This is a genomic window from Pseudomonas sp. Irchel 3H3 (genome assembly GCF_900187635.1).
Classification (GTDB): Bacteria; Pseudomonadota; Gammaproteobacteria; order Pseudomonadales; family Pseudomonadaceae; genus Aquipseudomonas.
Genome location: NZ_FYEC01000024.1, coordinates 34,388 through 53,642 on the forward strand (window position 1 = coordinate 34,388; position 19,255 = coordinate 53,642).

Annotated in this window: 19 protein-coding genes and 1 pseudogene; 7 read left to right on the plus strand and 13 right to left on the minus strand. The window is 63.2% G+C overall.

What is annotated here, in order from left to right; translation table 11 throughout:
• The 5 genes from CKW24_RS21595 to cpaB are packed head-to-tail and all read right to left on the minus strand — an operon-like array spanning nucleotide 1 to nucleotide 5,571.
• A complete protein-coding gene (locus CKW24_RS21595) occupies nucleotides 1–885 on the minus strand; it encodes a type II secretion system F family protein (RefSeq protein ID WP_095170197.1) in 885 nt (294 codons plus the stop codon).
• Nucleotides 886–903: 18 nt separating this feature from the next.
• On the minus strand, nucleotides 904–2,178 hold the full coding sequence (locus CKW24_RS21600; protein WP_095170198.1) for a CpaF family protein: 1,275 nt from the start codon (nucleotides 2,176–2,178) through the stop codon (nucleotides 904–906).
• The gene (locus CKW24_RS21605) at nucleotides 2,175–3,371 is read right to left on the minus strand and encodes a pilus assembly protein (RefSeq protein ID WP_095170199.1); all 1,197 of its coding nucleotides are present in this window, start codon (nucleotides 3,369–3,371) and stop codon (nucleotides 2,175–2,177) included. The genes CKW24_RS21600 and CKW24_RS21605 overlap by 4 nt, the downstream gene beginning before the upstream one ends.
• Nucleotides 3,368–4,591: a type II and III secretion system protein family protein gene (locus CKW24_RS21610; protein ID WP_095170200.1), complete on the minus strand. Its 1,224-nt coding sequence runs from the start codon at nucleotides 4,589–4,591 to the stop codon at nucleotides 3,368–3,370. The genes CKW24_RS21605 and CKW24_RS21610 overlap by 4 nt, the downstream gene beginning before the upstream one ends.
• Nucleotides 4,592–4,611: 20 nt before the next feature.
• Complete coding sequence (cpaB, locus tag CKW24_RS21615) at nucleotides 4,612–5,571, minus strand: Flp pilus assembly protein CpaB (protein WP_095170201.1); 960 nt, start codon at nucleotides 5,569–5,571, stop codon at nucleotides 4,612–4,614.
• 328 nt (nucleotides 5,572–5,899) lie between these two features.
• Here cpaB and CKW24_RS21620 point away from each other — a divergent pair, with 328 nt between their 5' ends.
• The 3 genes from CKW24_RS21620 to CKW24_RS21630 all read left to right on the plus strand — a co-directional run bounded on the left by CKW24_RS21620 (nucleotide 5,900) and on the right by CKW24_RS21630 (nucleotide 7,144).
• On the plus strand, nucleotides 5,900–6,121 hold the full coding sequence (locus CKW24_RS21620) for a Flp family type IVb pilin (RefSeq protein WP_095170202.1): 222 nt from the start codon (nucleotides 5,900–5,902) through the stop codon (nucleotides 6,119–6,121).
• Nucleotides 6,122–6,173: 52 nt separating this feature from the next.
• Nucleotides 6,174–6,593, plus strand: coding sequence for a response regulator (locus tag CKW24_RS21625; RefSeq protein WP_095170203.1), 420 nt, complete (start codon nucleotides 6,174–6,176; stop codon nucleotides 6,591–6,593).
• Between the two features lie 101 nt (nucleotides 6,594–6,694).
• Entirely contained in the window at nucleotides 6,695–7,144 is a 450-nt protein-coding gene (locus CKW24_RS21630) for a DMT family transporter (protein ID WP_095170204.1), read from the plus strand.
• A gap of 4 nt (nucleotides 7,145–7,148) precedes the next feature.
• Here CKW24_RS21630 and CKW24_RS21635 read toward each other — a convergent pair whose 3' ends face one another.
• Nucleotides 7,149–8,003, minus strand: coding sequence for a MaoC/PaaZ C-terminal domain-containing protein (locus tag CKW24_RS21635; protein ID WP_095170205.1), 855 nt, complete (start codon nucleotides 8,001–8,003; stop codon nucleotides 7,149–7,151).
• A gap of 2 nt (nucleotides 8,004–8,005) precedes the next feature.
• Nucleotides 8,006–9,358, minus strand: coding sequence for a 3-oxoacyl-ACP reductase (locus CKW24_RS21640; protein WP_095170206.1), 1,353 nt, complete (start codon nucleotides 9,356–9,358; stop codon nucleotides 8,006–8,008).
• 118 nt (nucleotides 9,359–9,476) lie between these two features.
• On the opposite strand from CKW24_RS21640, the gene CKW24_RS21645 reads away from it, so the two are divergent.
• Nucleotides 9,477–10,754 carry an acetyl-CoA C-acetyltransferase gene (locus tag CKW24_RS21645; protein WP_095170207.1) on the plus strand — a complete coding sequence of 426 codons (1,278 nt, stop codon included), beginning with the start codon at nucleotides 9,477–9,479 and terminating at the stop codon, nucleotides 10,752–10,754.
• Between the two features lie 18 nt (nucleotides 10,755–10,772).
• On the opposite strand, the gene CKW24_RS28730 is transcribed toward CKW24_RS21645, so the two are convergent.
• Both CKW24_RS28730 and CKW24_RS28735 read right to left on the minus strand, forming a co-directional pair.
• Nucleotides 10,773–11,540: a methyl-accepting chemotaxis protein gene (locus CKW24_RS28730; protein WP_371917605.1), complete on the minus strand. Its 768-nt coding sequence runs from the start codon at nucleotides 11,538–11,540 to the stop codon at nucleotides 10,773–10,775.
• 90 nt (nucleotides 11,541–11,630) lie between these two features.
• Nucleotides 11,631–12,719: pseudogene (locus CKW24_RS28735) on the minus strand (cache domain-containing protein); the annotation flags it as partial.
• A 346-nt stretch (nucleotides 12,720–13,065) separates the two neighbouring features.
• On the opposite strand from CKW24_RS28735, the gene CKW24_RS21655 reads away from it, so the two are divergent.
• Complete coding sequence (locus CKW24_RS21655) at nucleotides 13,066–13,959, plus strand: PA4780 family RIO1-like protein kinase (RefSeq protein WP_095170209.1); 894 nt, start codon at nucleotides 13,066–13,068, stop codon at nucleotides 13,957–13,959.
• 54 nt (nucleotides 13,960–14,013) lie between these two features.
• On the opposite strand, the gene cueR is transcribed toward CKW24_RS21655, so the two are convergent.
• The 3 genes from cueR to CKW24_RS21670 form a co-directional block, all read right to left on the minus strand.
• Nucleotides 14,014–14,427, minus strand: a complete 414-nt coding sequence (cueR, locus tag CKW24_RS21660; RefSeq protein ID WP_095170210.1) for a Cu(I)-responsive transcriptional regulator — start codon at nucleotides 14,425–14,427, stop codon at nucleotides 14,014–14,016.
• On the minus strand, nucleotides 14,424–16,820 hold the full coding sequence (locus tag CKW24_RS21665) for a heavy metal translocating P-type ATPase (protein ID WP_095170211.1): 2,397 nt from the start codon (nucleotides 16,818–16,820) through the stop codon (nucleotides 14,424–14,426). The genes cueR and CKW24_RS21665 overlap by 4 nt, the downstream gene beginning before the upstream one ends.
• 108 nt (nucleotides 16,821–16,928) lie before the next feature.
• Nucleotides 16,929–17,306 (minus strand): hypothetical protein, encoded by a 378-nt coding sequence (locus tag CKW24_RS21670; RefSeq protein WP_095170212.1) that lies wholly within the window; start codon nucleotides 17,304–17,306, stop codon nucleotides 16,929–16,931.
• Between the two features lie 146 nt (nucleotides 17,307–17,452).
• On the opposite strand from CKW24_RS21670, the gene CKW24_RS21675 reads away from it, so the two are divergent.
• Nucleotides 17,453–17,653: a heavy-metal-associated domain-containing protein gene (locus CKW24_RS21675; protein WP_095170213.1), complete on the plus strand. Its 201-nt coding sequence runs from the start codon at nucleotides 17,453–17,455 to the stop codon at nucleotides 17,651–17,653.
• 90 nt (nucleotides 17,654–17,743) lie between these two features.
• Nucleotides 17,744–18,937: a Bcr/CflA family multidrug efflux MFS transporter gene (locus tag CKW24_RS21680; protein WP_095170214.1), complete on the plus strand. Its 1,194-nt coding sequence runs from the start codon at nucleotides 17,744–17,746 to the stop codon at nucleotides 18,935–18,937.
• Nucleotide 18,938: 1 nt separating this feature from the next.
• On the opposite strand, the gene CKW24_RS28270 is transcribed toward CKW24_RS21680, so the two are convergent.
• The gene (locus CKW24_RS28270) at nucleotides 18,939–19,109 is read right to left on the minus strand and encodes a hypothetical protein (RefSeq protein ID WP_174244562.1); all 171 of its coding nucleotides are present in this window, start codon (nucleotides 19,107–19,109) and stop codon (nucleotides 18,939–18,941) included.
• Nucleotides 19,110–19,255 lie beyond the last annotated feature (146 nt).

A 19,255-nucleotide genomic window follows, 5' to 3' on the forward strand; every position in this document is an offset into this window, starting at 1 on the left:
TCAAATACTCCGCAACATGCGCCACAGCGCCAGGGAGCCGCAAATCTGCAGCAGTACCGCGCTGATCAACATGTGCTGGCCGCTGGGGTCGTGCCACATACCGAGCATGTAGTTGGGGTTGGTAATCAGGAAGTAGCATGCCAGGCCAATCGGCAGCAGCCCCAGGACCCAGGCGGTCAAGCGAGTTTCGCCAGTCATCGCACGCAGTTGCCGTGCCCCCTGTTCGCGCTCGCGAATCAGCTTGATCAGGTTCTCCAACAGTTCACTGGCATTGCCGCCATAACGATGGTTGACCTTCAGCCCCAGGGCGAACATGCGGAGTACGTCCTGGTCGTAGAGTTCGGCAAAGTCGTGGACGGCATCGGGTAGATTTACCCCGAGTTGCACGTTGCGCTGCACGCGGCCCAAGGCGTTTTTCAGTGGGTCGGCGCTGGCTTCGATACTGCCCATTACCGCGTCCGCCAGGGTTCTTCCGGACTTGAGGCTGCGCACGGTATGGTCAAGCAGTTGCGGCAGTTGCTCGATCATCCGTCGCAAACGGCGTTGATAGCGCCAGGCGATGTACAGTCGTAGCACCAGCGGCGGCAGCAGCAACAATGCCAGCAGGCCCGACCAGCCAGCCACGGCGAAACCGATCAGCATCGACAGGCTCCAGAGCATCAGCCACAGGCCCAGGCGCTCGGTCGGGCGCCCCAGGCCTGCCCGCAGGAACGCGCGCTCCAGGCCGCTCCAGCGGGTCTTTTGCAACTCAAGCTGAGGCTGCCCTTGGGCCAGGCGGTTCATCACACGCTCAATGCCGGTTTGGCGCACACCCTGAAAGAACAGGCGGATCGACAACCCGAGCAACAGCAGGCAAATCAGGCTCAGCAATAGCGGTGCAAGCATTGTGGTGGCCTCGCCGGGTCAGTTGAGTGTCAGACCTGCTTCCCGGCGCAGCTTGTCGCCAGCGGGATTGAGCGCCTCGCGCAGGAAGCCGAAGCCGGTGCGGCGGTCGAGGCGGAACAGGGTGTTGGTGACGTAGATGTCATCGCGAATGCCCACCACTTCCACCACCTCGCTGACGCAGCGTCGACCGTCGGGCATGCGCGTCAACTGGATCACCACATCGAGCGCGGCGCAGATCATCTGGCGCAGCGTCCGCTCGGCGATCTGGCGGCCGGTCAGGCCCACCAGGGTCTCCAGGCGCAACAAAGCGTCCTGGGCGTTGTTGGCGTGCACGGTGCTCATCGAACCGTCGTGGCCGGTATTCATCGCGGTTAGCACGTCGAGCACTTCGACGCCGCGAATTTCCCCGAGGATGATGCGGTCCGGGCGCATCCGCAGGGCGTTGCGGATCAAGTCGCTGGCCTTGACCTCACCATGGCCCTCGGCATTCGGCGGGCGGGTTTCCAGGCGTACCACATGGGGATGGCCCAGTTGCAGTTCGGCGACGTCTTCAATGGTGACCAGGCGTTCGTGGGGGTTGATCAACTGGCTGAGGATGTTCAGCAAGGTGGTCTTGCCGGTGCCGGTACCACCACTGATGAGGATGTTGCAGCGGCGGCCGACGGCTTCCTGGATGAATTCGAAGATAGCCTGGTCGATGGTTTGCATGGCCATCAGGTCGCTGCTCTTGAGCATGTCCTTGCGGAATTTGCGAATCGACAGGCAGGGGCCGTCCAGGGCAATCGGCGGGATGATCGCATTGACCCGGCTGCCGTCGGGCATGCGCGCATCGACCATCGGCGAGGACTCGTCCAGGCGCCGGCCCAAGGGTGCGAGAATGCGTTGCATGACCCGTTCGACATGGTGTGCATCGATGAAGCGCAGGTCACTCTGGTGCAGCACCCCATCGCGCTCGATGAACACCCGGTGCGGGCCGTTGACCAGGATCTCGGTCACGGCGGGGTCGCGCAGCAGCACTTCGAGGGGGCCGAAACCGGTCAGCTCATCGACGATTTCTTCGGCCAGGCGCTCCATTTCATAGCGGGAAACGGCCAGGTGCAGGCGGGCGATGTAGTCGGCGACCTTGTCGATGACAAACTGCGCCAGCAGTTGGCGCGAGCCTTCCAGGAGGTTTTTCCCGGACTCCTCGATGGCGTCGATGATGTAGCGGTGCAGGGCCAGTTTCAGGCCTTCGTGGTCACTGTTGCCGACCGTTGGCCGGGCCGTGGCGCCAAACAGTTTTTCGCTGCTCATTTGCTGCCTCGCAGACGGTTCAGCCAACTGGCCTTGGGTTTGTCCGGGTGTTCGGAGCGCCGGGCGAGCCGTTCTCCCAGGCTGCGCAGGGCTTGGGTCAGGCCTTCGCGGGGAGCCAGTTCGAACAGGGTTACCCCTTGGTTTTTTGCGTTGAGGCGTACCTCTGGGCTGAAGGCCAGCGTGGCCATGACTTCCAGGCCAAAGCTTTTACCCAGGGTTTGCGAGTCGGGGGCAACGTTGCGCAGGTAGCGATCCACCAGCAGTTGGGCATGTTCGAGCTTCATGCCTTTTTCTCGCCACAGGTTGAGCACGGCCAGGTTGCGTCGACAGTCGAGCACGCTTTGGTCGGTGTACCACAGCAACTTGTCGCAGTGGCTGACGAAGGTGCGCACCGCTTCGCTGTCGGGCTGACCGGTGAGGTTCACCACGATGTGCTGGAAGTGTTGGCGCAAGGCGCTGAGCAACATGTACAGCTCGGCGGCGCTGGTGTGCTCCAGCGGTTCGTCGTTGCTGGCGTAGGCGAGGATGCGCATGCCGCTGGGTGTGCAGGTAAAGGCGCTGTCGATCAAGGTTGCATCGATACGCCGCAGGTGGCGTAGCGCGTCACCGAAGTGGAACGAGCTTTCCAGACCGAGCAAGGCCAGGCTGTCGCCGCGGGGTAAGCCCAGGTCCAGCAGCAGGGTCTGCTGGCCACTCTTTTGCACGACCAGCGCCAGGTGACTGGATAACAGCGCACCGTCGGCGTCGCTTTGGGTGCCGAACAACACGCTCAACCCTCCCAGTTGGGTGTTTGGCACCACCGGCGGCAGTCGCTTGCTCAAGCGCCGAACCAGCCCGGCGACTTCGCTGGAGCGTGAGCCGTAGGCGACAAAATCCCGTGCTCCGGCGCGCATCGCGTTGAGCACCAGTTGATTGTCCATGCCGTCGCCCAGGGCGACGATCGCCAGCATCGGCTTGGCTTCCAGGGCGCCTTCGATCAGGGCGCTCTGGGCCACCACGTGTTCGCGGTCCAGGCCGACAAACACCAGGCTGGCGAAGGTCACGTCGACCAGTGCCAGCAACTCGTCAAGGCTGCCGACGCCAGCGCTGACTACCTGGCCCAGGGGCGCCAGTGCTCCTTGCAGCCACTCAAGGTCGGTGCTGTTGCGCGTGATGGCAACAAAGGTCTGGCTCAGGCTTTGGCTCTGGCTCATTGCGATAACCCGCTGCGCTTGTCGAAATTGCCGTTTTCCAGGAAGAACATGCGGTAGAAGTTCGGGTCGTAGTTGCGCAGCTTTTCACCCGGCAGGGACGGCAGTTGGGCATCGGCAGCCAGCGGTTGAACCAGGTGCGGGGTGACGATCATCAGCAGCTCGCGCTCCTCGCGGTTGATGGTCGAGTCGCGAAAGAACGCGCCGAGGATCGGGATGTCCCCCAGCCCGGGAAACTTGTTGACCTGGGAACTGTTGCGGGTGCTGATCAGGCCGCTGATGACGAAGCTTTCACCGTCGGCCAGGGAGATGCTGGTGTCGGTACGCCGGATGGTCAGCGCTGGAACCAGGGTGCCGGCGATGTTCACGGCATTGCTGAAATCCAGCTCGCTGACTTCCGGTGCCACCTTGAGGGAAATCCGATTGCGCCCGACGATGGTCGGTGTGAGGGTCAGGCGGATCCCGAACTCCTTGTACTCGATGGACACGTTGTCGCTGCCGGAGCTGGGGACCGGAATCGGTACTTCGCCGCCAGCCAGGAAACTCGCGCTCTGGCCACTCAGCGCCACCAGGCTGGGGCGGGCCAAGGTGTAGGCAAACCCGCTGCCTTCCAGGGCATTGATCATCACCATGGTCTTGCCGCCGATCCAGGAGAAGTTGAACTGGTCGTTGTTCACCGGCAAGCGTCCCTGGACCACGCCATCGATGGTGGGCAGGGTTCTGGGGGAGCCGAACAGGAAGTTGCCACGGGTGCCGAAGATCGAGGCGGAAGCCTCCTTGAGCTTGGTGCGGCTGACTTCCACAAAACGAATGTCGGTCTGTACCTGGCTGGGCAGCAGCGGGTCTTCGGTAGGCTGCGCGGCGGCGCGGGTCATGGCCGCCGTGGCCTTGCCCTGGACGAACACCATGCTTTGGCGCGGCGCAGTCGAACAGGCGGTCCAGACCATCAGGCTGGTGGCGCCAGGGGCCATCCCGGTGAGCAGGAAGGCATTGCTGCCGCTGGGGTGAACGTCGGCAATTTTCGGATCACCGATGGCCAGGCGAGTAATCGCCACGGGGGATTGCAGGACCTGTTGCAATCCTTCCCCCACTTCCAACACTGCGGGCAGTTGGTCCAGTGCACTGCAATTGCCCGACGTTGCCAGGGCGACATCGACCGGCATGCCCACCAGGAGCAGGGCACAGATCAAGCGGTGGGAGAGCAGCACGGAACGACTTTGCATAAAGATGCATCCTTGCTCGATCAGGGGTTTTGTTGGGTCACCTGGTTGCCACGGATGACCTCGATCGCGCGCCGAGGCATCGGCGTTTGTTTATTGCCGGCAGGGAGGTTTACCGGGGCTTCGCCCAGTGCCAGTTGGTTGAACTGGAATAGCTGGCGGTTGCTGGTCTGCAGGTTGGCGGCCGAATCGGTTTCGCCGGCCCAATACTTGGCCAAGCGCTGTTCTTCGTTGCTGCGTACGGCCAGGCGCAGGGTGCCGGCCTGCGTCGCCAGCATCAGGCGGCTCAGTAATTGTTCAGGGACCGCCAGCACAATTGTGCGTGCGCCAAGCCGACGTTGATCTTGCTTGAGCTTCTCCTCGGGGCCGGCGACGGGGGTGGCAGGCTTGCCGTCATTGGTCAGGCCGAACTGTTCGCCGACACCCAGTACGCGCATCGCCGGTATTACGATCTGCGCTGTCTGTTGCGCGTTGCTCTGGTCCTGGCGCAGGTACAGCAGGACGTCGACATAGTCGCCAGGTAGCAGTTGCCCGGCAGCGCCGACTACTTCGTCCACGGCGACGGCCAGTGCACGTTCATCGGGGTGGATCATGCGCGCCAGCGGGCCGCCGGTCTCGAAGCTTTCCTGGTTCAACCAGGTGCCCGCACTCAAGGGGCGCCATGGGGTTCGGCCAATGGCCTGGTCGAGGCTGTTCAAGCTGCCAGCGGGAGCGCTGCGCAATTGTTCCAGTGCGAGGTCGGCGGCAGTCAGCGCAGTGAAAGGCGGCACATCGCGCACCAACACCACTACGGGGTGGCGAGTCTGCTCTTGGGCCTGGGCGACGGTTTTTTCCATGACGCTGGGTGTGGCGAGAGCTACGGCAGGACTGGCCGCGGGTGCAGCAGGGACAGATTGGCGACTCAAGACCAGCCCCCAATATCCGACGATGATGGCTGCGACCAAGAGAAGCCCAGCCAGGCCCATAGTGATACGACTGTTCATGACGGCTCTCCCTTTCCTGCTGCAATACCGGCTCGTTCAGGTCAACGAGATCACTTCGCAATCAGGCAGCTATGAACATTCAACGATTTGGCTATTTGAAGGTAGTGCAGCTAATCCAAAATGCCATTACGCATAACTAAATAGCCCATAAAATGAGGAAGTGCCTGTAAATACGGCCTTTTTTTCCAACAAAGTTAGTGTTAATACTTTCTGATTAGTTGCTTCTTACACTTGTTGGGGTGGAGCTTGTTGACAATGCTCTGCTGGCAGAGAGCAATCATGTTGCAGCCCTGCTACATCAGCGCCCCGAGCGCCAAGGAGAAGTCTTATGTTCCTTCAGAAACTGATCGTTAAAACGCGTCGTTTTTTTCGTAGAACCGAGGGGGCTTCAGCGATTGAGTACGCGCTGATTGTGGCGATGGTGGCGTTGGTGGTGATTGTGTTTGTACCGGGAATCAGCGGTTCGATCACGGCAACGTTTAAAGCGGTGGAGGATGGGTTGGTCGACTCGCTTCCTGCAGCAGCAACACCACCTCCAGCCGGTGGCTGAGACAGCGGGAGTAGCCTCTTTTAGTTATTGATACAGTCAACAGGTATCACCCATGAGTGCGTCTTCTTCCCTGCGTCAACAGTTGCTTCTGGTGGACGATGAACAGGACGCGCTTTTGGAGCTTGCCGAACTGCTGGAGCTCGAGGGCTTTTGTTGTTTTACCGCAACCACGGTCAAACTTGCCTTGCAGCAGCTCACTCGCCATCCCGATATCGCGCTGGTCATCACCGACTTGCGCATGCCCGACGAAAGCGGCCTGTCGCTGATCCGTCGCCTGCGCGAACACACTGCCCGTCAGCACTTGCCGGTGATCGTCATCTCGGGTCATGCCGACATGGCCGATGTCAGCGACCTGTTGCGCTTGCAAGTGCTGGATCTGTTCCGCAAACCGATCTATCACCAACGCCTGCTGGATACCCTGGACAATCTGTTCCCACAAGCGGCTCCTGCCGGCACAGCACGCATTAGCTGAATCCGCCGCCAGAGTGCGACAGCCCCTTAACTGCCAGACACACTCAAGCCAGCTGTTTGGGGCGCTATACTGCGCACCTATTCGAGTCCTTGGAGATCTACATGCCGGCCCCCGTCTGGTGGTTACTTTGTCTGCCGTTAGTGGCAGGCGCCTTCCTGCCGCTGCAAGCCGGGATCAACGGCCAGTTGGCCAAGCAGGTTTCCAGTGTGCTGTCTGCCGCGTTGATTTCGTTTTTTGTCGGCACCATGGCGCTGTTGATGCTGGTGCTGATCCAGCGTGAAACCCCGACCCTGGCAGCGCTCAAGAGCCTGACCTGGTGGCATTGGAGCGGTGGTTTGCTGGGTGCGTTCTTCATTACCACTGCCGCGTTTGCCGGGCCGCGCATCGGCGCGATGCTGTTCATGGCGCTGGTCCTGGCCGGGCAACTGGGCATGGCGCTGGCGCTGGATCATTTTGGTTGGGCGGGGTTTCGCGAGGCCCCCATCAGCGCCGGCAAGATTGCCGGGCTGGTGTTGATTCTGGCGGGGGTGTTCCTGATTCGACGCGGTTGAGCGCTCAGGCCAGCGGCTGCCAATGGCCGTGCATATGCTGCAGCGCGCCGTGGCCGTTCAGTTGCAAGTCGCCACTTGAGCCCGCCGCGCTGGCCAGCAGGATCACCTCGCTGGGCAGGCGCACCGGTTTGTTGAACTGCACCGCGATCTCCAGGTTCGAGCTGGGCAGATGCCCACTGAGCGCCGCCAGGGTGCGCGCCTTGATCCACAGCCCGTGGGCGATCGCCTGGGGAAAGCCGAAGAGCCGGGCACTCAGTGCGCTCAGGTGAATCGGGTTGTAGTCTCCCGAGACCTTGGCGTACTGCCGGCCAATTTCGGCCGGTGCCCACCAGCGGCTGACCTCGTCGATATCCTGGGTGTCCTGCGCGATCGGTTCCGGCAACTCGCCCGCAAGCTTCACGCCTTTGCACAGCATCCGGCTTTCGGCTTCCCACAGCGGTCCCAGGGCATCGTCCAGGCGGGTGATCAGGTCGAACGTCGCGCCCTTGGCGTGGGGTTGCAGGTTCTGCACGTGGACGCTGGCCCGGACTCGACTGAGCCCGCCCAGCGGTCGCAGCAGGCGAATGCGGTTGGCCAGGTGGACCAGTCCCAATAGCGGGAAGGGGAAGACCTGGGCGGTGAGCAACTGCAATTGCAGACCGAACGCCAGCACATGGGGATAGGTCGGCGGCAGCAAGCCGTTCTCGGTAAATCCACAGACCTTGCGGTAGGCCGCCACTGCCTGGGGGTCGACGTTGAGCCAGGCGCGCAGACCGTCATCGGGCAGGACGCTGCCGGTGATCTTGCGTCGCGTCGCGGCCCGCCAATACAGCTCGGCCAACTTCGGTGCGCCCGCTACAACCTGCCAGTTCGTCGTCATGCTCAGGCTCCCAGGACACTTTGGCCACAAACCCGCAGCGCTTGCCCGCTGACCGCGCCACTGCCGGGCTGGGCCAGCCAGGCCACGGCTTCGGCGACGTCCTGGGGCAGGCCACCCTGGCCCAGGGAACTCATGCGCCGCCCGGCTTCGCGCAGGGCGAAGGGAATGTGTGCGGTCATCTGGGTTTCGATGAACCCCGGCGCCACGGCATTGATGCTGATCCCGCGCTCGCCGAGCAGCGGCGCCCATGCCTGGGCCAGGCCGATCAGCCCGGCTTTACTGGCGGCGTAGTTGGTTTGGCCACGGTTACCGGCGATGCCACTGATCGAGGCCAGCAGGATCACCCGGCCGTGGTCCTGCAAAGTGCCGCTGTCGAGCAGGGCCTGGGTCAGCACTTGCGGGGCATTGAGGTTGACGGCCAGCACCGCATCCCAGAATTCCGGGGTCATGTTGGCCAGGGTCTTGTCGCGGGTGATGCCTGCGTTGTGCACCACGATGTCGATGCCCTGGGGCAACTGTTCGATCAGGCGTGCAGCGGCATCTTCGGCACAGATGTCCAGGGTGATGCTGTTGCCTCCCAGGCGGGCGGCGAGGGCTTCGAGATCGCTCTTGGCTGGGGGCACGTCGAGCAGCACGACCTCGGCGCCATCGCGGGCCAGGGTTTCGGCAATCGCCGCGCCGATGCCGCGTGCGGCACCGGTGACCAGGGCCCGGCGTCCCGCCAGTGGCCGGGTCCAGTCCTGGACTTGGCTGGCGCAGGCGTTGAGCCGCACTACCTGGCCGCTGACGTAGGCACTTTTTGGCGAGAGGAAAAACCGCAACGCGCCTTCGAGTTGTTCTTCGGCACCGCTGCCGACATAGAGCAATTGCAAGGTGCCGCCGCTGCGCAACTCTTTGGCGAGGGAGCGGCTGAAACCTTCCAGGGCCCGTTGCGCACTGGCGGCGAAGGGGTCGCTGAGGCTTTCCGGCGCACGCCCGAGGATCACCACGTGGGCGCTGTGGTCGAGGTTTTTCAGCAGTGGCTGGAAGAACTCGCGCAACTGCTTGAGCTGGCCGGTTTGCAGCAGGTCGCTGGCATCGAACAGCACGGCCTTGAGCTTGGGCCCATGCCCGGGAATCCATGCCTGGGCCACCAGCGGTTCGGCGCCGTAGCTGTAGATCTGCTCAGTCAGTTTGTTGGCGAAGGCCTGGACCTTACTGGCCAGCGGGCCGCCGCCGATCAGCAGTGCGCCGTCCACCGGCCGCAGCCGACCGGCTTCCCAGCGTTCCAGGCGGACCGGCGACGGCAGGCCAAGGGCGCCGACCACGCGGTGGCCGAGGGACGAGTTGGCGAAGTCGATATAGCGGTCTGACATGGAACGCGCTCCAGCGGTTGGGGTTCAAAGTGTGGACCACGAATCGTCATCAGTCGTTCGATCCGCGAGATAAGGCCTACGCTTGTGGGTCATGGCTTTCACAGAATAGGAGCTTTTCATGACTCAGCTGCGCCGCGTCGCGATCATAGGCGCAAATCGCATCCCCTTCGCCCGCTCCAATGGCCCCTACGCCACCGCCAGCAACCAGGCGATGCTGACGGCCGCGCTCGAGGGTCTGATCGAGCGCTACAACCTGCACGGCCTGCGCCTGGGCGAAGTGGCGGCGGGGGCGGTGCTCAAGCATTCCCGGGACTTCAACCTGACCCGCGAGTGCGTACTCGGCTCACGGCTGTCGCCGACCACCCCGGCCTACGACATTCAGCAGGCCTGCGGCACGGGGCTGGAAGCGGCGTTGCTGGTGGCGAACAAGATAGCCCTGGGGCAGATCGATTGCGGTATTGCCGGCGGCGTCGACACTACGTCGGACGCGCCGATCGGGGTCAACGAAGGCTTGCGCAAGATTCTGCTGCAAGCCAATCGCGCCAAGACCACTGCCGATAAACTCAAGACCTTCCTGCAGTTGCGTCCCCGGCATTTGCTGCCCGAGCTGCCGCGCAACGGTGAACCGCGCACCGGCTTGTCCATGGGCCAGCACTGCGAGTTGATGGCGCAAACCTGGAATATTCCCCGGGCCGAACAGGATCAACTGGCGCTGGAAAGTCATCAGAAAATGGCCGCCGCCTATGCCGAAGGTTGGCACAACGACCTGATGACACCTTTCCTCGGCCTGACCCGTGACAACAACCTGCGTGCGGACCTGACCCTGGAAAAACTGGCGGCGCTCAAACCGGCTTTCGACAAGACTGGCAAGGGCACACTCACGGCGGGTAACTCGACGCCACTGACCGATGGCGCCTCCCTGGTGCTGCTGGGCAGTGAAGCCTGGGCGCAAGAGCGTGGCCTGCCAGTCCTGGCGTATTTGCGCGATGGCGAAGCGGCGGCGGTGGACTTCGTCAACGGCGCAGAGGGGCTGTTGATGGCCCCTGTGTACGCCGTACCGCGTCTGCTGGCGCGCAACGGCCTGACTCTGCAGGACTTCGACTACTACGAAATCCACGAAGCCTTCGCCGCGCAAGTGCTGTGCACCTTGAAGGCCTGGGAAAACGAGGACTACTGCAAGAGCCGCCTGGGACTCGACGGGGCATTGGGCTCGATCGACCGCAGCCGCCTCAACGTCAAAGGCAGCTCCCTGGCCGCCGGCCACCCGTTTGCCGCGACGGGTGGGCGCATCGTCGCCAACCTGGCCAAGTTGCTGGACGTGGCGGGGCAGGGGCGCGGACTGATCTCGATCTGCGCCGCCGGGGGGCAGGGAGTGACGGCAATTATCGAGCGTTAGGCACCCCCAGCCCTTTGATCAGGTGCGGAACCGTCGCACCAAGCCATCCAGCTCATTGGACAACCCGGCCAGGCTCTGGGAGTCCAGGCGTGCCGAGTTCGCCAGTTCCGCCACCAGTTGCGCATCGCCATGGATCTGGCTGATGTGCCGGTTGATGTCTTCGGCGACCTGGTGTTGTTCCTCGGCGGCGGTGGCGATCTGGGTGTTCATGTCGCGGATCACGTCCACCGATTCGCGGATCTGCCCGAAGCTGTTGCGTGCCTCGCCAATGCGGCTCACCGACTGCTGCGAGACTTGCAGGCTGGCGTGCATTTGCTGGGTCACCTGGCTGGTGCGTTTGGCCAGGTTGCCCAACAAGCCGTCGATTTCCGCCGTGGAGTCGGCGGTGCGTTTGGCCAGGGCGCGGACTTCGTCGGCCACCACGGCAAAGCCGCGACCCTGTTCACCGGCGCGTGCCGCTTCGATGGCCGCGTTCAGGGCCAGCAGGTTGGTCTGCTCGGCGATGGAGCGAATGGTGCCGAGAATCGACTGGATGTCATTGCTGTCGCGTTCCAGCTGTTGCATCGATAACGCCGACTGCTCGATTTCCTGGCTCAAACGGTCGACGCTGCTCACGGCGGCGTCGATCTGTTGCTGGCCTTCGTGGGCCTGGCGTTGACCGTTGTCCGCGGAATCGGCGGCCTGGCTGCACGAGCGGGCGACTTCGTTGGCGGTGGCGACCATTTCATGGAACGCCGTGGACACCATGTCCACCGCTTCGCGCTGGCGCCCGGCGGCTTCGGCCATCTCGCCGGACACTTGGGTGGCGTTGTGGGAGTTGGCGAGGATCTTGGTCGCGGCGCCGCCGATGTGCTGGATCAGGCTGCGAATCGCTGCCAGGAACTGGTTGAACCAACTGGCCAGTTGCGCGGTTTCGTCGCTGCCACGGACCTGCAGGTTCTGGGTCAGGTCGCCTTCGCCTTGCGCGATGCCTTCCAGGCCACTGGCGACACTGCGGATCGGCCGTACGATCAGGCTGGCGAAACTGGCCCCGACCACGGCGAAGATCGCCGCCAGGACTGCGGCGATGATTGCGATCAGCCAGGTCAACTGGGTGGCCTCGCTCATGACGTCGGCTTGCTTGATCAGGCCGATGAACGTCCAGCCCAGTTGCTCCGACGGCCAGACGTTGGCCATGTAGCGCTCGCCGTTCAGTTCGACTTCCACCAGGCCCTTGCCGGCCTTGGCCAGCTGCGCGTAACCCTCGCCCAGGGAGTTCAACGGCTTGAAGTTGTGTTCGGGCCGTTGCGGGTCGACCAGCACGGTGCCGTTGTTTTCCATCAGCATCAGGTAGCCGGTTTCGCCGAGCTTGATCTGTTTGACCAGTTCGGTGAGCTGGGTCAGCGTCACGTCGATACTGACCACGCCACCGTTAGGCCCCAACTGGTTATCGAGGGTGCGCACGGTGCTGACGTAGGTGGTGTTGTTATCGGTCCAGTAATAGGCCGCGGTGCGCAGCGGTTTGCCCGGGTTGGCCTGGGCGGCCTTGTACCAGGGACGCTGGCGCGGGTCGTAGTTGGTCAGTTGGGCGTCATCGGGCCAGGACACGTAGCCGCCGGCGCTGGTACCGACGATGGCATAGGCGTAGGCCGGGTGACTGTTGCCCAGGTTCTGCAGGAGGGCGAACACTTGCTTGTCCATCTCGCCCTGCGGGATGTCCGCCGCGTTGGCGGCCATGTAGGTCTTGAGGCTGGCGTCGGTGTTCTTGATCAGCGGCAGCGAGGCCAGGTAGTCGACGTTCTGGCTGATGCCGTCGAAGAACATTTGCATGGCGTTGCTGACCTGGCGGATCTCGCGACCGCTGCTGTCGACAAAGCTGTCCTTGGCATCACTGCGCAGGTTCATCACCACCAGTGTGGCAACCAGGACCACGGGCAAGCAGGCAACGATTGCAAATGCCCAGGTCAGTTTTTGTTTGATGTTCATCCGCGCTCCAGAATTGTTCTTATTGGCCGATTGTCAGACAAATCCTTTTGTCATGGATGACTTCGGCCGCTGGAGGGGGAAATTGAGGTTTTATTGGAAAAAAACCTACATGGTGCTGGCTTTTGGATTGCGCACTCTGTCGCAAATGCCTGCTAATCCGGCTGCTAACCTGAGTCAGAGTCTGGGCTATGATCTGCCCCGGTCCTCAGGATTGAGTGGATAAATCTGGCACATTGAGTGCATCCACAGGGTTCATAGGTCGGCAACCCCTCCCCGCCGTGAGTGGATTGCCGTATAACGAATGACTTTCGCGTGTTTGGTAATAAAGGACCCACAATAAAAGCTGATGAAGACTCCAAAACGCATTGAACCCCTGATCGAGGACGGTCTGGTCGACGAGGTGCTGCGCCCACTCATGAGTGGTAAAGAAGCAGCTGTTTATGTGGTGCGCTGCGGCAACGAATTACGTTGCGCCAAGGTTTACAAGGAGGCGAATAAACGCAGTTTCCGCCAGGCCGCCGAATACCAGGAAGGCCGCAAGGTGCGCAACAGCCGACAGGCCCGGGCCATGGCCAAGGGCTCCAAGTTCGGTAAAAAAGAAACCGAGGATGCCTGGCAGAACGCCGAAGTGGCGGCGTTGTTCCGCCTGGCCGGTGCCGGGGTACGGGTGCCCAAGCCGTTCGACTTCCTGGAAGGCGTGCTGCTGATGGAGCTGGTGGCCGACGAGTTCGGCGATGCCGCTCCGCGCCTGAACGACGTGGTACTGGATGCCGATCAGGCGCGTGAATATCACGCCTTCCTGATTTCCCAGATCGTGCTGATGTTGTGTACCGGTCTGGTGCACGGTGACCTGTCGGAGTTCAACGTGCTGCTGACGCCGGACGGTCCGGTGATCATCGACCTGCCGCAAGCGGTGGATGCGGCGGGCAACAACCACGCCTTCAGCATGCTCGAGCGGGATGTGGGCAACATGGCCTCGTACTTCGGGCGCTTTGCCCCGGAGCTCAAGCGCACCCGCTACGCCAAGGAGATGTGGGCCCTGTACGAAGCCGGGACCTTGCACCCGGCCAGTATCCTGACCGGCGAGTTCGACGAGCCGGAAGAGCTGGCGGACGTCGGCGGCATCATGCGTGAGATCGAGGCCGCCCGCCTGGACGAGGAGCGCCGCCAGGCGATCCGCGCCGCAGACGACGCGCCACCGAGCAAAGCCGAAGAGCCGCCTCCGCCCTGGATGCAGTAACCGCGTGCAGCAAAAACCCGGCCTCGGCCGGGTTTTTTGTGGGTGCCTACAGGGTCAGCTATGAGCGGGTTTGGCGCAGCAGCCCGACGCCAGTTCCTTGAGGATCGGACAGTCCGGGCGGTGATCGCCCTGGCAGTGCTCCACCAGGTCCTGCAGGGTGTCGCGCAACTGGCCCAGCTCAAGGATTTTCTGGTTCAGTTCGTCGATGTGCTGGCGGGCCAGGGCCTTGACGTCGGCGCTGGCCCGTTGGCGATCCTGCCACAGGGCCAACAGCTTGCCGACTTCCTCCAGCGAGAAGCCCAGGTCACGGGAGCGCTTGATGAAGGCCAGGCTGTGCAGGTCCTGCTCGCCATACAGACGGTAGCCACTGTCGGTGCGGTGCGCCGGCTTGAGCAGGCCGATCGACTCGTAGTAACGAATCATCTTGGCGCTCAGGCCACTTTGCCGGGCGGCTTGGCCAATGTTCATTCCAGATCCTCCAGTTTTTTCGGCTTCCAGGTCTTGAGCAGCAGGGCGTTGCTGACCACGCTGACGCTGGACAGGGCCATCGCCGCACCGGCCATGACCGGGTTGAGCAAGCCGAATGCGGCCAGCGGGATCCCGATCAGGTTATAGACGAAGGCCCAGAACAGGTTCTGGCGGATCTTCGCATAGGTCTTGCGGCTGATCTCCAGCGCTGCCGGCACCAGCCGAGGGTCGCCGCGCATCAGGGTGATGCCGGCCGCGTGCATGGCCACGTCGGTGCCGCCGCCCATGGCTATGCCGATGTCTGCCGCCGCCAGTGCCGGAGCGTCGTTGATGCCGTCGCCGACCATCGCCACCACCCCGGTTTTCTTCAGTTCGGTGACGGTCGAGGCTTTTTCCGCGGGGAGCACTTCGGCGTGCACGTTGCTGATGCCCAGGGCTTGGGCGACCACCTTGGCGCTACCCCGGTTGTCGCCCGTCAGCAGGTGGCTGCCGATGTGCTGGCTGTTCAGTTCCTCAATGGCTTGCAGGGCGCCGGGCTTGAGGGTGTCGCCAAAGGCGAACAGGCCCAGTACCCGCAACTCGGGGCTTTGTTCGATCAGCCAGGACAGGGTCCGGCCTTCTGCTTCCCAGGCCGTGGCCGAGTCTGCCAGGGCCCCGGCGTTCAAGCCGCTTTCCTCGAGCATGCGGCGATTGCCCAAGGCCAATTGCCGGCCGTCCAGAGTGCCGGCAATGCCGCGACCGGTCAGGGACTGGCTGGCAGTGACGTCGGCCACGGCCAGCTCACGTTCGGCGCAGGCGTCCAGCACGGCCTTGGCCAGCGGGTGTTCACTGCCGCGCTGCAGGGCGCCGGCTTGTTGCAACAGCGTCGCTTCGTTGCCGTCGACGGCGCTGAAGTGGGCGATGCGCGGGGTGCCGGAGGTCAGCGTGCCGGTCTTGTCGAATACCACCACACTGACTTCGTGGGCGCGCTCCAGGGCTTCGGCGTCCTTGATCAGAATGCCGTGGCGGGCAGCGACGCCGGTACCGGCCATGATCGCGGTAGGTGTGGCCAGGCCCAGTGCACAAGGACAGGCGATCACCAGCACGGCCACTGCGTTGATGACTGCGGTTTCCAGAGGTGCACCGTACAACCACCAACCGATCAGGGTGGCCAGGGCCAGCAGCAGCACCACCGGCACGAACACCTGGCTGACCTTGTCCACCAGCTTTTGAATGGGCGCCTTGCCAGCTTGGGCGTCTTCGACCAGGCGGATGATCCGCGCCAGCACGGTTTCCGCCCCGAGGGCCAGGGTCCGTACCAGCAGGCGGCCTTCGCCGTTGATGGCGCCGCCGGTGACGCTGTCGCCGGGCTGCTTGGGCACCGGCAGGCTTTCACCGCTGATCAGGGCTTCGTCGGCGTGGCTCTGGCCCTCGACCACCTCACCGTCCACCGGGAACCGTTCGCCGGGCTTGACCAGCACCAGGTCACCGAGGCGCAAGGCACTGATGGCAACGTCCTGCTCGCGGCCGTCGATCACCTGAATTGCCCGCTCCGGACGCAAGGCTTCAAGGGCCCGAATGGCGCTGGCGGTCTGGCGTTTGGCGCGGCTTTCCAGGTACTTGCCGAGCAGGACCAGGGCGATCACTACGGCTGAGGCCTCGAAGTACAGGTGCGGTTCGGTGCCCGCGCTGGCGGTCGCCCACAGGTAGATGCTCAAGCCATACCCGGCGCTGGTGCCCAGGGCGACCAGCAAGTCCATGTTGCCGGCACCGGCGCGCACGGCTTTCCAGGCGGCGACATAAAAACGCGCACCGAAGATGAACTGCACCGGAGTGGCCAGGATGAACTGCACCCAGGCCGGGAGCATCCAGTGCAGGCCGAAGGGTTGCACCAGCATCGGCAGCACCAGTGGCAACGCCAGGAGCACGGCCAGCAGGACGCTCCAGCGTTCACGCTGCAGGCGTTGTTGCTGGTCGTCATTGGAGCGTTGCTCGGCTTGCCAGACGCTGGCGCTGTAACCGGCCTTGGTCACCGCATTGATCAGCACCTGCGGGTCGATCTGGCCGAGCAACTCCAGGTGTGCCCGCTCGCTGGCCAGGTTGACGCTGACGCTCTTGACCCCGGCCACCTTGTTCAACGCGCGCTCGACGCGACCGACACACGAGGCGCACGTCATGCCGCCGATGCTCAGTTCCAGGCTCTGGGCGGGAACGCTGTAGCCGGCTTGCTGCACGGCCTGCATCAAGGCCGGCAAGCTGTCGCGCGGGGCCTGGACACGCGCCTGTTCGGTCGCCAGGTTGACGCTGACAGAGGTGGCGCCCACGACTTTACTGAGCGCCCGCTCGACACGCCCGGCGCAACTGGCGCAGGTCATGCCGGCAATCGGCAGATCGAAGGTGGTGGAATCGGACATCGGTCTTACTCCCTGTAGAAATGACCTACAGGTTCAACCTTGCCATGCTGGCAAGGTCAAGCGCCATGTGCAAAACGCCACACCCCACAGGTCGGCGGGTAGCGGGAGTCAATAACCCAATGTCGCCGGCTTCAGGTACATGCCCTGGGCGTTCATGGCGACGCGGTACTTGTGGATATCTCCGGCGCGCAGGGTGATGTTCTGCGAACCGGGCGCGAGCATCCCGGGGTTGCAGCCGGGCACTTGGCCAGGCAGCAGTTTCAGGCGCAGGGAGAAGGTCCCGGGCGGCAGGTTGAACGAGGTGCTTTGCTCCTGGAACAGCCGCGCGGACAGCTGGTCCTGGATGTACACACCGATTTCGCACGAGGTCGCGACTTCCAGGCGCTCGCGCGAAATGATCAGTACCCCGTAGTCTTGCGCACTGGCCGGCGAGGCGGCGGCGCAAAGACTGAGCATGCCCAGTAGGCTGAAAGCGTGCCAGCGCATGGCTGAGTCTCCTGCTTGTATGTCATGGATGGCCAAGCTTGACCGACCATGCGGTGCAATGCCAGCCCGGCCGTTCATCGCGGAACTTGACCTTGCCACGGTGGCAAGCTCAAGACTGCTGCCAACCCCATCAAAGGAGATGCCCCATGCAAGTATTCAACGTTCAAGGTATGTCGTGCGGTCACTGTGTCCGCACGATTACCCAGGCCCTGCAGGCCAAGGATCCGGCGGCCAGTGTGCGGGTCGACCTGGCGGCGAAGGAAGTGGGTGTGGAAAGCGGCTTGTCGGCCGAGCAGGTGATCAGTGCGATCAGCGAGGAAGGGTACGCGGTCAAACTGGCAGGATGAAAAATATTAGTTAGCGACCTATCGGAATGTTCAAGGCGTCCAAGCGCGGCTAGACTGTCGGGCTGCCGACTGATGTGAGCTGGACGCCTGATGAATTTCCGTACCATTCTGATTCTTGGCGCCTTGAGCGCTTTTGGGCCGCTGGCCATCGATTTCTACCTGCCCGCCTTTCCGGCCATGGCCGCCGCGTTCGGCACCGACGAAAAACACGTGCAGATGACCCTGGCCGCGTACTTCCTCGGCTTGTCGCTGGGACAGTTGGCCTATGGGCCGGTGGCCGATCGTTTCGGCCGACGTATTCCGCTGCTGGTGGGCGTGACCCTGTTCACCCTGGCTTCGCTGGCGTGTGCCTTCGCGCCGAGCCTGGATTGGTTGATCGCCGCACGTTTCGTGCAGGCCCTCGGCGGTTGCGCCGGGATGGTGATTTCCCGTGCGGTGGTCAGTGACAAGTGTGATGCGGTGGGCTCGGCGAAAGTCTTTTCGCAATTGATGCTGGTGATGGGCCTGGCCCCGATCCTCGCGCCGATGCTCGGGGGGCTGCTGGTCAACCTGCATGGCTGGCAGTCGATCTTCATCGCCTTGACCGCGTTCAGTGCCCTGTCAGCCCTGGCGGTGGCAATGGGCCTGCCGGAAAGTCTGCCGGCCAACCAACCACGCCAGCCATTGTCCGGCGCGCTGCGCCAGTACGGTCGGTTGCTCGCAGACAAGGTCTTCCTTGGGCACGCACTGACCGGGGGCGTTGCGATCGCCGGGATGTTTGCCTACATCGCCGGCTCACCCTTCGTGTTCATCAAGCTGTACGGCGTACCGCCGGAGCATTTCGGCTGGCTGTTCGGCCTCAACGCGGCGGGTTTCATCCTGGTGGCGCAACTCAATGCACGCTTACTGTCCAAGCGTGGGCCGGCGTTCCTGCTGGCGCGCGCGGTGTGGGTCTATCTGGCGGCGGGCCTGACCCTGCTGGCGGTCAGCACGCTGCACACCGAGCAGCTCTGGCCCTTGCTGATTCCGCTGTTCATTTGTATTGCCAGCCTTGGCTGCATCATTCCCAACGCCGCGGCCTGCGCCATGAACGGGCAGGGCGCGCGCGCCGGCAGTGCCTCGGCCATGCTCGGCTGCCTGCAGTTCAGTGTCGCCGCCGGGGCAGCGGCGTTGGTGGGGGTGTTGCACGACGGCACGGCCATGCCGATGGCGATGGTCATCAGCCTGTGCGGGATACTGGTGGTGAGCGTCGCGATGCTCACCCGTCGCCTGCAAGTCGTCCGGGCGGCGCAGGCCCAGGCTTGAGTCAGCCGGCCGCTCGTTGCTGGGGTTCAGGGAGGTAATGGGGGGCGTGCAAGCGGGCCTCGAGGGTCGAGGTAAAAGCCCGGGCTTCGGCTTCGGAGCGGAAGTTCACGGTCTGATTGTCCAGGCGTACTTGCCAGCGGGATTTTGCCAGTTCTTTTATCAGGATCTTCATTGCTGACCTCCGTGCGTAAAAGAGAGCATTGCGTGAGCTGTCGATTGTAGTCTCGAACTCACGCAAAATTGTGACACGGATCAACTCTCTGACTGACGGCGCCGCGCGCGCAAATTCTCGCGCGCGCGGGGCCCAGTCCTTCACAT